The 13,286-nt window shown below is 61.2% G+C and carries 11 protein-coding genes; 9 read left to right on the forward strand and 2 right to left on the reverse strand.

The window, feature by feature from the left end; all coding sequences use genetic code 11:
• Window positions 1-187: 187 nt before the first annotated feature.
• From lsrA to AC6GQJ_RS13580, 5 genes are all read left to right on the forward strand, one after another.
• A complete protein-coding gene (gene lsrA / locus AC6GQJ_RS13560; RefSeq protein WP_500769112.1) occupies window positions 188-1,663 on the forward strand; it encodes an autoinducer 2 ABC transporter ATP-binding protein LsrA in 1,476 nt (491 codons plus the stop codon).
• Entirely contained in the window at window positions 1,656-2,666 is a 1,011-nt protein-coding gene (locus AC6GQJ_RS13565; protein ID WP_500769114.1) for an ABC transporter permease subunit, read from the forward strand. Before lsrA ends, AC6GQJ_RS13565 begins: the two co-directional genes overlap by 8 nt.
• Complete coding sequence (locus AC6GQJ_RS13570) at window positions 2,663-3,646, forward strand: ABC transporter permease subunit (protein WP_500769116.1); 984 nt, start codon at window positions 2,663-2,665, stop codon at window positions 3,644-3,646. Before AC6GQJ_RS13565 ends, AC6GQJ_RS13570 begins: the two co-directional genes overlap by 4 nt.
• A gap of 34 nt (window positions 3,647-3,680) precedes the next feature.
• Window positions 3,681-4,697 carry an autoinducer 2 ABC transporter substrate-binding protein LsrB gene (gene lsrB / locus AC6GQJ_RS13575; protein WP_500769118.1) on the forward strand — a complete coding sequence of 339 codons (1,017 nt, stop codon included), beginning with the start codon at window positions 3,681-3,683 and terminating at the stop codon, window positions 4,695-4,697.
• Window positions 4,698-4,765: 68 nt separating this feature from the next.
• Window positions 4,766-6,007 carry a class II aldolase/adducin family protein gene (locus AC6GQJ_RS13580; protein ID WP_500769120.1) on the forward strand — a complete coding sequence of 414 codons (1,242 nt, stop codon included), beginning with the start codon at window positions 4,766-4,768 and terminating at the stop codon, window positions 6,005-6,007.
• 101 nt (window positions 6,008-6,108) lie between these two features.
• Here AC6GQJ_RS13580 and AC6GQJ_RS13585 read toward each other — a convergent pair whose 3' ends face one another.
• On the reverse strand, window positions 6,109-8,028 hold the full coding sequence (locus AC6GQJ_RS13585) for a bifunctional 5-dehydro-2-deoxygluconokinase/5-dehydro-2-deoxyphosphogluconate aldolase (RefSeq protein WP_500769122.1): 1,920 nt from the start codon (window positions 8,026-8,028) through the stop codon (window positions 6,109-6,111).
• A gap of 9 nt (window positions 8,029-8,037) precedes the next feature.
• Window positions 8,038-8,895: a MurR/RpiR family transcriptional regulator gene (locus tag AC6GQJ_RS13590; RefSeq protein WP_500769124.1), complete on the reverse strand. Its 858-nt coding sequence runs from the start codon at window positions 8,893-8,895 to the stop codon at window positions 8,038-8,040.
• Between the two features lie 124 nt (window positions 8,896-9,019).
• Here AC6GQJ_RS13590 and AC6GQJ_RS13595 point away from each other — a divergent pair, with 124 nt between their 5' ends.
• Genes AC6GQJ_RS13595 through AC6GQJ_RS13610 form a run of 4 tightly spaced genes read left to right on the forward strand, consistent with a single transcriptional unit; the run spans window position 9,020 to window position 13,266 of the window.
• Window positions 9,020-10,048, forward strand: a complete 1,029-nt coding sequence (locus tag AC6GQJ_RS13595; RefSeq protein ID WP_500769126.1) for an L-idonate 5-dehydrogenase — start codon at window positions 9,020-9,022, stop codon at window positions 10,046-10,048.
• Window positions 10,048-11,481 carry a mannitol dehydrogenase family protein gene (locus tag AC6GQJ_RS13600; protein ID WP_500769128.1) on the forward strand — a complete coding sequence of 478 codons (1,434 nt, stop codon included), beginning with the start codon at window positions 10,048-10,050 and terminating at the stop codon, window positions 11,479-11,481. Before AC6GQJ_RS13595 ends, AC6GQJ_RS13600 begins: the two co-directional genes overlap by 1 nt.
• Entirely contained in the window at window positions 11,474-11,971 is a 498-nt protein-coding gene (locus tag AC6GQJ_RS13605; RefSeq protein WP_500769130.1) for a TRAP transporter small permease, read from the forward strand. Before AC6GQJ_RS13600 ends, AC6GQJ_RS13605 begins: the two co-directional genes overlap by 8 nt.
• Window positions 11,972-11,973: 2 nt before the next feature.
• Window positions 11,974-13,266 (forward strand): TRAP transporter large permease, encoded by a 1,293-nt coding sequence (locus AC6GQJ_RS13610; protein WP_500769132.1) that lies wholly within the window; start codon window positions 11,974-11,976, stop codon window positions 13,264-13,266.
• The last annotated feature ends 20 nt before the right edge of the window (window positions 13,267-13,286 follow it).

A 13,286-nucleotide genomic window follows, 5' to 3' on the forward strand; every position in this document is an offset into this window, starting at 1 on the left:
GTCAATACGCTTCTTCACCGGAAGGAGCGATGGGAAATATTGCGGGAATCTCGATTCAACGTGGTTGACAGAAAATACCTTTGCTGAACAAATGATGTAGTCGCTAACAGATGATCATCTTGCGAATCCATGACCGGATCGCCGATCACCGCCCCAGCGGCAGAGCCGATAACGTTGAGGAGGCGTTATGGAACCTGTCCTTGCAGAGCTGAACTCTGTGTCGAAAAGCTACGCTGGTATCCCTGTGTTGAAACAGGTGGATTTCTCGGTTCGCGCCGGTGAAATCCATGCGTTGTTGGGCGGCAACGGGGCAGGAAAGTCCACGTTGATGAAGATTCTTGCAGGCCTCGTGTCGGCCAGCGCGGGACAGGTGCGGATCGCCGATGCGCCGCTGGAACCTGCGACGCCCGCACAGGCGCTGGCCATGGGTCTTTATCTGGTGCCGCAAGAGGCTCATATTTTCCCCAACCAGTCGGTTCTTGAAAACATCTGCATCGGTCTGCCCAAACCGTCCGCGACCTACCGCGCACGGGTGGAGGAGCTGATCGCGCAACTTGGCGTGGCGCTGTCACCGGACACGAAGGCGGCAACGCTTGAAATCGCTGACCGTCAGATCGTGGAAATCCTGCGGGGTCTGATCCGCAAGGCAAAGGTGCTGATTCTGGACGAGCCGACCTCGGCCCTGACGCCGCACGAGGTGCAGACCCTGTTTGCGCGCATGCAGGCACTGCGCGCTGCGGGTCACGGGCTGGTGTTCATCTCGCACAAGCTGCACGAATTACGTGCGGTCTGCGACCGCATCACGGTGCTGCGTGACGGCAAAGTTGTGCTGAGCGCCGACATGGATCACAGCACTGATGCCGACATTCTGACCGCGATGAGCCCTGGTGTAACGGCATTGGATGCGCGTGGCGGGGGCAAGCAGACCTCGGACGAGGTTGTTTTGTCGCTGGAGGGGTTAAGCGGTGAAGGCTTTGCCGATATCTCGCTCACAGTGCGCCGTGGTGAAGTGCTGGGGCTGACCGGTGTTGTCGGGGCAGGACGGACTGAACTGGCCGAGACCCTTGTTGGCCTGCGCCCGCGCGGGGGTGGTCATGTCACGCTTGAGGGGCGGGCACTGTTGGCTAAATCGCCCAGTGACGCCGTGCGGCAAGGCATCGTGCATCTAAGCGAGGATCGCCAGCAATACGGGCTGTTCCTTGAGGCGCCTCTGTTCTGGAATGCCTCGTCCTTTGTCTATGACCGCCTGCCGTTCTTCCTGCGCCCCAAGGTCGAGCGTGAACGCTTTTCCCAGTATCGCGAGATGCTGGGGATCAAATGTGCCAGCGCGGATCAACCCGTCGGCAGTCTGTCGGGCGGGAACCAGCAAAAGGTGCTGCTGGCCAAATGTCTGGCGGCCGAGCCAAAGCTGTTGATCTTGGATGAACCAACGCGCGGCGTCGATGTCGGTGCGCGCAACGACATCTACCGCATCATCGAAAAGCTGGCCGCGCAGGGCACGGCGGTGCTGCTGATCTCGTCGGACTTTGATGAGGTCGTGCGCCTGTCGGACCGGATCACCGTGATGGCCGGCGGACATCTGGCGGGGGATTTGCCCGCTGGTGCCACCCCCGAAGAAATCTCTCAACTGGCCTTCGAGGCCCAGGAGGCCGAGAATGTTTGAGCGGATCGCCCGCGACCGTGTCGCGACCCTGTTCCTTGTTACCGTGGCGGTGCTGCTTCTGGTCGGTTTGGCCGCGCCGGGGTTCCTGTCGGCGGGAACGGCCACCATCATCTGGTCCAACGGGTTGGTGTTGATGCTGGTCGCGCTGGGGATCTTTCCGGTGATCCTGACGCGCAATATCGACGTGTCGGGCGGTTCTGTTCTCGGGCTGTCGGCGGTCGTACTGGGGCTCGCGCTGAATGACGGGTTTGCACTGCCACTCGCGCTTGGCTTTTCGCTGGGGGCGGGCATCTGTGCGGGGTTGGTCAATGGCCTGCTGGTGGCGGGGCTTGGCGTGCCGTCCATCGTGGCGACGCTTGGCACTTTGGGTTTGTTCCGTGGTGTGATGCTGATCGCCACTGGTGGCGAGTGGATCGAAGAACTGCCCGAAGCGCTGAAGGCGCTTGGTGCCAAATCCTTTGGCGGACTGTCGGTCATGGGCATTCTAACCGCCGTCGTAATCGTTGCGGTATGGTGGTTCCTGCGCAGCCGGCGGGGACGCTGGGTGATGGTCACCGGCGACAACCGCGAGGCGGCGCGCCATCTGGGACTGCCGGTGCGGCGGATCGAGTTGTTGGCCTTTGTCTGGGCGGGGGCGATGTATGCGCTGGCCGGTATCACCTTTGCGGCACAGATCGGATTCGTGCCCAATCAGGCGGGCAATGGTATCGAGTTGCGCGCGATTGCGGCGCTGGTTCTGGGCGGGATCAGCCTGCTGGGCGGGGTCGGCTCGGTCGGCGGTGTGGTCATCGGTGTGATCTTCTTTACCTCGATCGATACCTCGCTCGTCTTCCTGAAAATCCCTGCCTACTGGAACGACCTGATTGGCGGCGCGATGCTGCTGGGCGTGCTGCTGATCGACGGACGCTTGCGCATCGCACTAGAGGCGCGGGACCGCGCGGCCCGCTATCGCCGTGGCAGCAAACCGGACCAGAAGTCCCAAGCACGAAAGGACGCAGCATGAAACGCTATGTGATGCGGTGGGAGGTGCTGTTGCTGGCCATTCTGGTGGCCGAGCTTGTGATCTTTGGCATGATCAATCCGCGCTTTCTGCGCCCCAGTTCGCTGCTGTTCGGGACGTCCGACTTTGTGCAGGTGGGGATCGTTGCGGTGCCGCTGACGCTGGTGATCATCGCGGGGGGCATTGATGTAAGTTTTGCCTCGACCGTCGGGCTGGCCGCGATTGCCTTCGGGGTTGCCAACTTCTTTGGCCTGCCCTTGCCGCTGTCGCTGTTGGTGGGCTTTGCCACTGGCGCGTTGGCGGGGGTGCTGAATGCCACCATCATCCGACTGACACGGTTGCAGCCGCTCGTGGTGACGCTGGGATCGCTGTATATGTTTTCCGGTGCGGCGACGGTGCTGTCGGGTGTGGTGGGCGCGAACGGCTATGAAGGGATCGGGGGCTTTCCCGCCGGTTTCACCGCGCTTGGCTATGCGCAGGTGTTTGGCCTGCCGATGCCACTGTTCGTTTTCCTGTGCTTTGCCGCGACGCTGCTGGTGCTGCTGCACCTGACCCGCTTTGGCCGCCTCGTGTTCCAGATCGGCCAGAACGAAGAGGCCGCGCGCCATTCGGGTATGCCGGTCTTTCGCGTGCAGCTTTTGACCTATGTGCTGACGGGGCTTGCCGCCGCGCTCGCCGGTATCATGCTGTCGGCCTACTTCGGCTCGGCCCGCGTTGATCTGGGCAGTGCCACTCTGCTGCCCGCGATCACCGCAGCCGTTCTGGGCGGTGCGTCCATCTATGGCGGCAAGGGGTCGGTGCTGGGCACGGTCATCGCCACATTCATCATCGGATATCTGCAACAGGGCCTGCAAATGAGCGGTGTCCCAAGCCAGATTTCCAGCGCGCTGTCCGGGGCGCTGCTGGTTCTTGTCGTAGCGCTGCGCCACGGGGCCGCGCTGCTGCGAGAGTATTTTCCGGAGCGCTCGGTGCGGGCCAACTGACCCGGGCACTGTTTCCAATGGAGGAGAAAACACAATGAATACAACAACAAAACTGCTCAGCACGATGGCCGCTGGCCTCATGATGACCACTGCCGCATGGGCGGACGACATCGCCTTTGTGCCCAAACTGGTCGGCGTCGGCTTCTTCACGTCCGGCGGCAACGGCGCCATGGAAATGGGAGAGAAGCTTGGCGTAAACGTCACCTATGACGGCCCGACAGAGCCAAGCGTTTCCGGTCAGGTCCAGTTCGTGAACAACTTCGTCAACCAAGGCTACGGCGCGGTCATCCTGTCGTCGGTCTCGCCCGACGGTCTGTGCCCTGCGCTGAAACAGGCGATGGCGCGGGACGTGTTGGTGATGACATGGGATTCCGATGTGAACCCCGAATGCCGTTCCTACTACGTCAACCAAGGCACGCCCGAGCAACTGGGCGGTCTGCTGGTGGACATGGCCGATGACGGTCTGGAAGGTAAAGAAGAGGCCAAGGTCGCATTCTTCTATTCCTCGCCAACCGTAACGGACCAGAACGCATGGGCCGAAGCAGCAAAAGCCAAGATCGCTGCCGAGCATCCGGGTTGGGAAGTTGTGACCACGCAATACGGTTACAACGACGCGCAGAAATCCCTACAAACCGCTGAAAGCATCCTGTCCGCCTATCCGGATCTGGACGCGATCATTGCACCGGATGCTAACGCGCTTCCTGCCTCTGCCCAAGCGGCAGAGAACCTTGAGCGTGGCGGCGATGTGACCATCGTCGGGTTCTCGACTCCCAACGTGATGCGCCCCTATGTCAAGCGCGGCACGGTCGAACGGTTCGGCCTGTGGGACGTGACCCAGCAAGGCGCGATCTCGGTCGCGGTGGCGGCGCATGTGCTGGAAAACGGCCCGTTGAACGTAGGTGACAAGATCGACGTTGACGGCATTGGCGAAGTCGAAGTCTCGCCAAATGCGGTGCAGGGTTACGAGTACGAAGCGGACGGCAACGGCATCATCCTGCTGCCCGAACGCACCGTTTTCACCGCAGACAATATCGACAACTACGACTTCTGATCGACGTCGAAAACATAAACTGCAGGGGCGCCTAGTGTGTCCCTGCTTCTACTTTCAGGGATACCGATATGCAGTCCAGATGGAATGATACCGAGGCACAACAGTTCATCGACGCCGCCGAGGCACAGGGCCAGCCCGCCGCGCTTGGCCTCCGGGTCTATAGTTCGCGCCTGATCGGGCAGGAACCGGATCTGGTGCTGCACGGGGGCGGCAACACGTCTGTCAAAATTCCCGATGCCGAGGGCGGCCCGATCATCCATGTCAAAGGCTCCGGCTGGGATCTGGGGGATATCGAGGCACCGGGTCTGCCCGCGATGTGGCTGGACCCGCTGCTCGAAACCCGCGACGTTCCGCATATGTCGGACGAGGATATGGTGGCCTATTTGCGCCGCAACCTGCTGGATCAGGGCGCGCCCAATCCGTCGATCGAGGCATTGTTGCATGCCTATATGCCCCATGCCTTTGTGGATCATACCCATGCCACGGCGATCCTTGCCCTTGCGGATCAAGAGGACATGGAAGCGGTGGTGACCGAAATTTACGGCACGCGCATCGGCTTTGTGCCCTACGTGATGCCGGGCTATTCACTTAGCCATGCGTGCAACGACGCGCTGGCGCGTGATCCGTCGGTGGACGGCCTGTGGCTCAAGCAGCACGGCCTGTTCACCTTTGCCGAAACGGCAAAGGAGAGCTACGAACTGATGGTCGAATTCGTCACGATGGCCGAGGATTACCTCGCCGCCCGTGGCATTCAGGTGCCAGGCCCGGAAGAGACAGACAGAGACGCGCCCAAAGCGCTGACGGATACGCTGTACAGCGCGCTGGCCGCGCGGGGCGATTTGGGGGCCGATCCTGCGCTGGACTTCCGTTCAAGTTCGTCGATCCGCAGCTACTTGGCGCGCGAGAACCTGCCGGAACTGTCGCGCCGTGGCACGGCAACGCCGGACCATGTGATCCGCATCAAACCCTTTCCGATGATCATTGACGAAAATGCCGATCTCGCCGCCATCAACGCGGCACTGGACGCCTTTGCAGTTGAATACGCCGCCTATTTCAATCGCAATGCGCCCAATGCATCAGAGCCGAAAACCATGCTCGACCCATTGCCGCGCATCGTGCTGGTGCCGGGCGTGGGGGTGTTTGGCGTGGGGGCCAACGACAAGTCGGCACGTATTGCGGGCGACCTGTTCGAGCAGACCACGCGGATCGTGAATGCGGCAGAGGATTACAAACGCTTCGCCCCGATCTCGGACGCGGACCTGTTCGATATGGAATACTGGTCGCTGGAGCAGGCAAAGCTTCAGAAGTGATTTGACGGCTGTCGGGGCGCGTTCCGTGCGCGACTGCGTGGGGCAAGATGTAAAAAGGGCGGCCGTTCTGGCCGCCCTTCCTGTTTCAAACTGTTGGGGGTTTACGCCGCTTGCTGTTGTCGCGCGCTCATCCAGCAGTTGATGAGGCGGTCGAAACGGTCCTTCATCATCTTTTTGGCCGCGTCATCGTCGATTTCATTGGCCAGCCATGCCCGCGCTGCGTCCCCGAAGATCGTGCGCCCCACGGCAAAACCGCGCACGTGGCGGTTGGTCGCTGCGCGGATGATGCTGGTTTCGACCGTGTCGAACGGCGCATCCAGCCCCAACAGCAGAACGCCGCGGCACCATTGGTCGTTGCGGTCGATCACGTCGCCGATGGCGGCCCAGCCTGCATCGGTTTGATCGGTCAGCTTCCACCAGTCGGGGCGGATGCCTTCGTCATAGATTTGCTGCATGGCTTCTGCCGTTGCCAGCTCTCCGGCCTTGCCGTCTTCGGTGCCGATGATCTCCAGCAGGAACTCGTGACGGCTCAGGCGTGCGGCAGAGGCAAGGCGGTGCATCTGGTCCAGTTGTTGGCGGCGCAGCGCCTCGGAATCGTCGGGGTTGTAGAAGACGAGGCATTTGATGACATGGTCATCCGGCCACGACGCCACCTCGGCACCAAGGGATGCGGCACCCTCGAATTGCAGCGGATACGACCCCGGCAGTTCGACGGGACGCCCGATCCACAGCCCTTCCTTTTCGGCACGGAACAGGGCCTGACGGCCATAGGTGCTGTCCAGCAGCGTGCCAAGGGCCATCTGGGGGCGTCGCGCACTCAACATCGTATCCAGCGCGAGATCCTTGAACGTCGAGATGCGCGCCGGATCGGCACCGGCATCTTCGGCCATCTTCTCAAGTTGCATCCGGTGGTCGATGGCAAAGGCGCAGATGTTGTCCCAGTGTCCGCGCCGGTTGGTCGCCCAGTGCACATGCTCCAGATCGGCGTCTTCGCGCAGGCGCGGGTTCACGACACCACGGTCAAGGAAGAATTCCAACTCGTCCCAGCTTGGGTAGGCGGGCGCACAGCCGTGGCGGGATACAGCCAGCGCCCCGCAGGCATTCGCGATCCGGCAGCAGTCTTCCAGCGGCAGGTCGCGCACATAGCCGCGTAGGAAGCCCGCCATAAACCCGTCGCCCGCGCCCAATACGTTGAACACCTCGACTGGGAAGCCGTCGGAGGAAATGCCGTCTTCGATGTCCTCTGGGATGGCGTCGGGGAACACGAGGCACCCTTTCGGCCCCGTCTTGAGGACAATCGTTGCCTTCGACACTTTGCGGATGTTCTCAAGGGCCGTGCGCGTGTCGGTCGAACCGCCAGCGATATGCACCTCTTCATCCGTGCCCACCACTACGTCGCAATCGGGCAGAATGGTTTGGACCCGTGCCGTTACTTGCGCGTTGGCGATAAAGCGGACGTCGCCCGCACCCGCGCCCAGCAGACCCCAAAGGTTCGGACGGTAGTCGATGTCGAAGACGATCTTGCGCCCAGCCTCTTTGGCGATCCGCATCGCCTTGAAACTTGCCGCCTCAAGGTGGGGTTTCGAGAAATGCGTGCCCGTGACGACAATCGCCTTGGCCGAACGGATGAAATCGGGGTTAATGTCGTCTTCGCACAGGGCCGCATCGGCGCAATCGGTGCGCACGAACAACAGCGGGAAGTTGCGATCATCCTCGATCCCCAGAAAGGCCATTGCCGTCAGGCGGTCGGGGTCGGTGGCCACGCCGCGAGTCTCGACGCCTTCGGCCTCAAGCGTTTCAAGCACAAAGCGCCCAATCTGGTCGTCGCCAACACGGCTTAGCAGGGCGGTCTTCAGGCCCAGACGCGCGCCGCCCACCGCGATATTGGTAGGGCAGCCCCCGACATATTTCGAAAAGCTGCGGGCATCTTCCATGCGGCAACCGATCTGGTCCGCATAAAGGTCGGCGCAGGAACGACCGATGGTGATGATATCGTAGGTAGGCGTAGGCTGGGTGGCCATTTTAGTTCCTTAATCTTCTTGGGGTCTTTGTTCGCTGCACAGCGTTCCGGCGCGGATCGCCAGAATAAGTGCAAGCGAGATGGTTGCGTTGAGGGATCGAAAGCCATCCACACTTGCCTCGGAAATCTGGAAGCAGATGTCGGCAGTGGTGAACGGCGCGCGGGGCAGGTCCGTAATCGAAATCGTGCGCGCACCGATGGCGCGGGCACGTTCAAAGGACTGCACCGTATCTTCGGCGCTTGGATGGAACGAGATCGCGACGACCGTGTCGTCGGGGCTGATCATCGTCATCTGCTGTTCGAGCGTACCGCCGCTGCCATCCAGCAGATGGGCAGGCACCTCAAGACGCGCGAGGTTGTAAACAAGGTATGTGGCGGCGGTAAATGTGCGTTTCTGGGCCAGAACGTGCACAATGCGCGCATCAGCCAGCAGGCGGGCGGCGGCCTCGATCTTTTCGATGGGTGTGCTGTGCTGCAACTCCCGCAGGGAGGCGATTCCCGCCTCGACAAAACGGTCCGTCATTTCGGCTGTATCGCGGGCTGCGCCGCTACGTTCCAAGTCTCTGATCCGGTCCTGATAGGGGATGGAACTGGCCTGAAGCTCGTCCCGGAACACAGATTGCAGTTCGGAAAAGCCCGAGAATCCGAAATGTTTGGCAAAGCGGATGATGGCGGATGGCGCGACGCCGATCTCGTCCCCCAGCACGGCGGCGGTGCGCAGGGCAAAGCCGGACGGATCGCGCAGGGTAAAATCTGCGATAAGTTTCAGTCGGTTACTAAGCTCGTCGTAAGAGGCGGCAATCTCTTCGCGCAGCGCGACATAGTCCCGCTGGGGCGATTCCTCTCCGGTTGTCGTCTTGTTTCCCACTGACTTCCCGGCCCCCCATTTTGCTGAATTTAGAATTTGTGTTCTATATTGACGTTGCCGTGAACTTTATGTTCTAAGCGGTGCCACATCAAGGGGTAACTTTGATGACCGAGGAGGGGGATCTATGAAAGCTTGTGTGATTCACGGGGCGCAAAACGTCGCGATTGAGACCTATGAAACGCCTGTACCAAAGGCGGGTCAGGTCCTGCTATCCTTTGCCTATGGCGGCATCTGCGGCTCGGACCTCCACTATTTCGAACACGGTCAGGTCGGCGATTCGATTCTGCGCGGTCCGATGGTCATGGGGCACGAATTTTCCGCCACCGTTTCCGGCGTGGGCGAGGGCGTGACCGAGTTTGCCGCTGGCGACAAAGTCGCGGTTACTCCCGCGCTCCCGTGCCAGACATGTGACTATTGCACGAAGGCTCTGTCGAACCTGTGTACCGACATGTCCTTTATGGGCAGTGCGGCGCGTTTTCCCCATTGCGACGGAGGTTTTGCCAGCGATCTGGTGGTCGAGGCGCGCCAATGCATCAAGGTGCCCGCGGACGCGGACCTGCGCCATGTGGCGATGGCCGAACCCTATGCCGTTGCTTTGCACGCGGTTGCGATGGCGGGTGATCTGCAAGGGGCCACGGTGCTGGTCACTGGGGCAGGGGTCATCGGACAGATGTGTGCCACCGCCGCCCGTGCGGCAGGTGCCGCGCGCATTTTGATGAGCGATATTGCCCCCGCTGCGCTGGAACGCGCCAAGGCGCTTGGCATTGACGAAGTGTTTGACGCGACGGATGCGGCGGCGATGGCCAGCCTGACCGACGCGCCCCGCTGTGACGCAGTTTTCGAAGCCTCTGGCGCGGCACCCGCGCTTAGCATGGCGCTGGCGGCGACCAAGCCGCGCGGCACCGTGGTACAGGTTGGCTTCTTGCCACCGTCTGCGCCGGTGAACTTTGCAAAACTGCTGACCCGTGAAATCACTTTGGTCGGCACCTATCGATTTATCGACGAATTCGCCGAGGCGGTTCGTCAGATCGTCTCGGGCGAGGTTGATCTGCGCCCGATGATCTCGGCGGATATGTCGCTGGACGATCCAAAGGCGACTTTTGCCCGTGCCCTCGATAAGACCGACGCGCTCAAGGTCATGGTACATTTCTGATGCACGGCGACCTTTCCTATGATCGCAGCCTGCTGCGGCCCCGCGCCGCGCATGTCGGGGTGGGGGCATTCCACCGCGCGCATCAGCAGGAATACTATGACGACCTTGCCAAAGCAGCGAACGGTGCAGGCTGGGGCGTGGTTGGGATCAACCTGACGCCACCGGATATTTCCAGCGCCCATGCTGCCGAGGGTGGCACCTATGCCCTTCTGAAAGAAGACGACGACGGCGCGGCCTGTCGGCCCATTGGCACCTTGCTGAAAGTATGGGATGCAAGCGATGCGCACGCAGTCGATTGGGACGGGATCGACTTTGCCACGCTGACGATCACCGAAAAAGGATACTGCCACCTGTCGGGCAGCATGGACCTTGATCTGAACGCCGTCAGCGCGGATCTGGCCACGCCCGAAACGCCCCGCACGGCCATCGGCTATCTCGCATGGATGCTTGAACGTCGCCGCCGCAGCGGTGGACGCCCGATCACATTGGCCAGCTGTGACAACGTTGCGGATAATGGCCGTTTGTTGGGTTCTGTGATGCATACCTATGCGGCGCGGGTGTTCCCTGATCTTCCCAAGTGGCTTGAAACCCATGTGACGTTTCCGACGTCGATGGTGGATCGCATCGTTCCGGCCATGTCCGACACGGCGCGCGACCGGCTTCAGGTGGCCTGCGGCTATCGCAGTGCGCTTGGCGTGGTTGCGGAACCGTTCCGCCAGTGGGTGATCGAAGACCGCTTTGCGACCGAGCGTCCGGCCTTTGAACAGGTCGGCGTGCAGATCGTCGACGCGTTGGCCCCCTACGAGCATATGAAACACCGCCTGCTGAACGGTCTGCAATCGGCCTATGCCGAGTTGGGGCGTCTGTGCGGACGCGACAGTTCGTGTGCGGCGGCGACCGATGCGGCCCTGATCGATTGGGCGAACGTGTTTTTCGCATCGCAATCCGCCACGCTTGAATGTCCGGCAGGTGAGAACCTTGCAGATTATGCGCGCACAAGCCTCAAGCGATTGCAGAACCCGACCATCCACCACCCGCTGAACCAGATCGCGAGCGACGCAAGTTTCAAGTTGCCGCAACGGATCGGGGCGCCCGCTGCCGAACGTCTGGCGTGTGGGCTGTCCGCCGAACCGCAGGCGATGGTACTTGCCGGATGGGCCTTGCAGGGGGGCGATCTGACCTCTGATGCGGGCGGCGTCGTGACCCAAGACCCGCTGGGCCAAAAGGTTGCCGCACTGCGCGACCGTCATGCCGGTTCTGCTGTCGATCTGGCGGATGCGGTCCTCGGCCTGTCGATCTGGCCGTGGCAGTTGCAGGCCGATCAAGCGTTTTCCGACAGCGTTGCGCATTGGATCCAGGCCTTCGCCTCGGCCGATGCCGCCACTTGCCGCGCCCTGATCGGCGCGTTTTCAAAGGAGAAACTGAATGCGTAGGTACCTTGGTGGCCGCTCGCCAGAAGAGTGGCTGGGCGCGCTGTTGATGACCCTTGTCGTTGTCCTGCTCGGCTTTCAGGTCATTGCCCGTTTCGGCATGGGACGCTCGTTTAGCTGGCTTGAGGAAGTAAGCCGTTTCGCCTTTGTCTGGGCGGTCTATTTCGGCTTTGTCATTGCTGCCGCTGGGGATCGCCACATTCGCGTTTCCCTGCATATCGAGATGCTGCCACCCAAGGCGCGGCTGGTCATGCTGACACTCGCCGATGTGATCTGGCTGGCCTTCAACGCGGTGGTGATCTGGCACGGTTATCACTTCACGGTGTCGATGTTCGAGTTCCCCTACATCTCGCAAACGACCGGCATCAACCTTGTCTGGGTGCAGATGATCGTGCCGCTTGGCTTTGCCTTCATGTCGGTACGGATCGTTCAGGTAATGCTGCGCCGCTGGCGCACCGGGCAAGGCCCCGTAGACTCTCGGATCGGGGATTAATCATGGATCCAACACTTTTGATGGCAGGCACCTTTGTCGTGCTGCTGCTGCTGGGCGTTCCGGTGGCGATCTCGATCGGGTTTGCGGCGGTGCTGACCATGGCGTCGGCCAATATGCCTATGTCCTACCTTGTGCAGACAGCCTATTCGGCGGTGGACGAATTCACCATCATCGCTGTGCCGATGTTCATTCTGGCCGGTACGCTGATGGAGAAAGGCGGTCTGACCAGTCGGCTTATCGGCTTTAGCCGCGCCATTGTCGGCCCCGCGCCCGGTGGTCTGGCGACGGTGACGATTGTCGCCTGTACCTTCTTTGCGGCGATCTCGGGCTCTGGTCCTGCGACCACGGCGGCCATCGGGTCGATCATGATCCCCGCGATGATCAAGGACGGCTATGACAAGGGGTTCGGCGCGGCCATTACTTCCTCTGCGGGCGGTATCGGTGTGGTGATCCCGCCGTCGATCCCGATGATCATTTACGGCATCACCTCCGAAACCTCGATCAGTGCGCTGTTCGTGGCGGGCGTTGTACCGGGCCTGATGCTGGCCGTCGCGCTGTGGATGACCAGCCGCTTTATCTCGGTCAAGCGCGGCTACAGCTCTGGTGGCGTGACCGAGCGTAACCTTGCCAATATCGGGCAGGCCGCGTGGGAGGCGAAATGGGCGCTGGCCGCACCGATCATCATCTTGGGCGGTATCTACACTGGCGTCTTTACTGTGACCGAAGCGTCGGTCGTCGCCGTGCTCTATGCGCTGCTGGTCGGGGTGTTCGTCTACCGCGAGATCAAGCTGGGCCTGTTCTTTGATGCTGTTGCCTATGCCGTGCGGATTACCGGCACTGTGATGCTGGTGCTGGTGACGGGGCGGATCATCGGGCGGATGCTGTCCATGTTCCAAGTGCCGCAGATGGTGTCCGGCTATCTGATTGATGCGGTATCCAACCCGATCCTGCTGATCCTGCTGGTGCTTCTCATGCTTGTCTTTATCGGCATGTGGATGGAGACGCTGACCCAGATCATCATCCTGACGCCGCTGTTGCTGCCTGTGGTGGCCAATGTGGGGATCGACCCGATCCAGTTCGGCATCATTTTCGTCATCGCATGCGAGATCGGCTATTCGACGCCGCCACTGGGGGTGAACCTCTTTGTCGCGGCAGAGATCGGGAACACCACGGTCGAACGTGTGTCCAAAGCATCCATTCCATTCCTTTGCGCCGAGATCGCGGTGATGGTGCTTGTCGCCTTCATCCCCGAGCTGACGCTTTGGCTGCCCAGAATGATGGGCTTCATCAACTGATTTTGTTCATATGGAGGAGA

It is taken from the genome of Tateyamaria sp. 7Alg 36, assembly GCF_059882455.1.

Bases quoted from the DNA above. Each gene is read 5' to 3' on its own strand.
- lsrA (WP_500769112.1), top strand. From the start codon at position 188: ATGGAACCTGTCCTTGCAGAGCTGAACTCTGTGTCGAAAAGCTACGCT.
- AC6GQJ_RS13565 (WP_500769114.1), top strand. From the start codon at position 1,656: ATGTTTGAGCGGATCGCCCGCGACCGTGTCGCGACCCTGTTCCTTGTT.
- AC6GQJ_RS13570 (WP_500769116.1), top strand. From the start codon at position 2,663: ATGAAACGCTATGTGATGCGGTGGGAGGTGCTGTTGCTGGCCATTCTG.
- lsrB (WP_500769118.1), top strand. From the start codon at position 3,681: ATGAATACAACAACAAAACTGCTCAGCACGATGGCCGCTGGCCTCATG.
- AC6GQJ_RS13580 (WP_500769120.1), top strand. From the start codon at position 4,766: ATGCAGTCCAGATGGAATGATACCGAGGCACAACAGTTCATCGACGCC.
- AC6GQJ_RS13585 (WP_500769122.1), bottom strand. From the start codon at position 8,028: ATGGCCACCCAGCCTACGCCTACCTACGATATCATCACCATCGGTCGT.
- AC6GQJ_RS13595 (WP_500769126.1), top strand. From the start codon at position 9,020: ATGAAAGCTTGTGTGATTCACGGGGCGCAAAACGTCGCGATTGAGACC.
- AC6GQJ_RS13600 (WP_500769128.1), top strand. From the start codon at position 10,048: ATGCACGGCGACCTTTCCTATGATCGCAGCCTGCTGCGGCCCCGCGCC.
- AC6GQJ_RS13605 (WP_500769130.1), top strand. From the start codon at position 11,474: ATGCGTAGGTACCTTGGTGGCCGCTCGCCAGAAGAGTGGCTGGGCGCG.
- AC6GQJ_RS13610 (WP_500769132.1), top strand. From the start codon at position 11,974: ATGGATCCAACACTTTTGATGGCAGGCACCTTTGTCGTGCTGCTGCTG.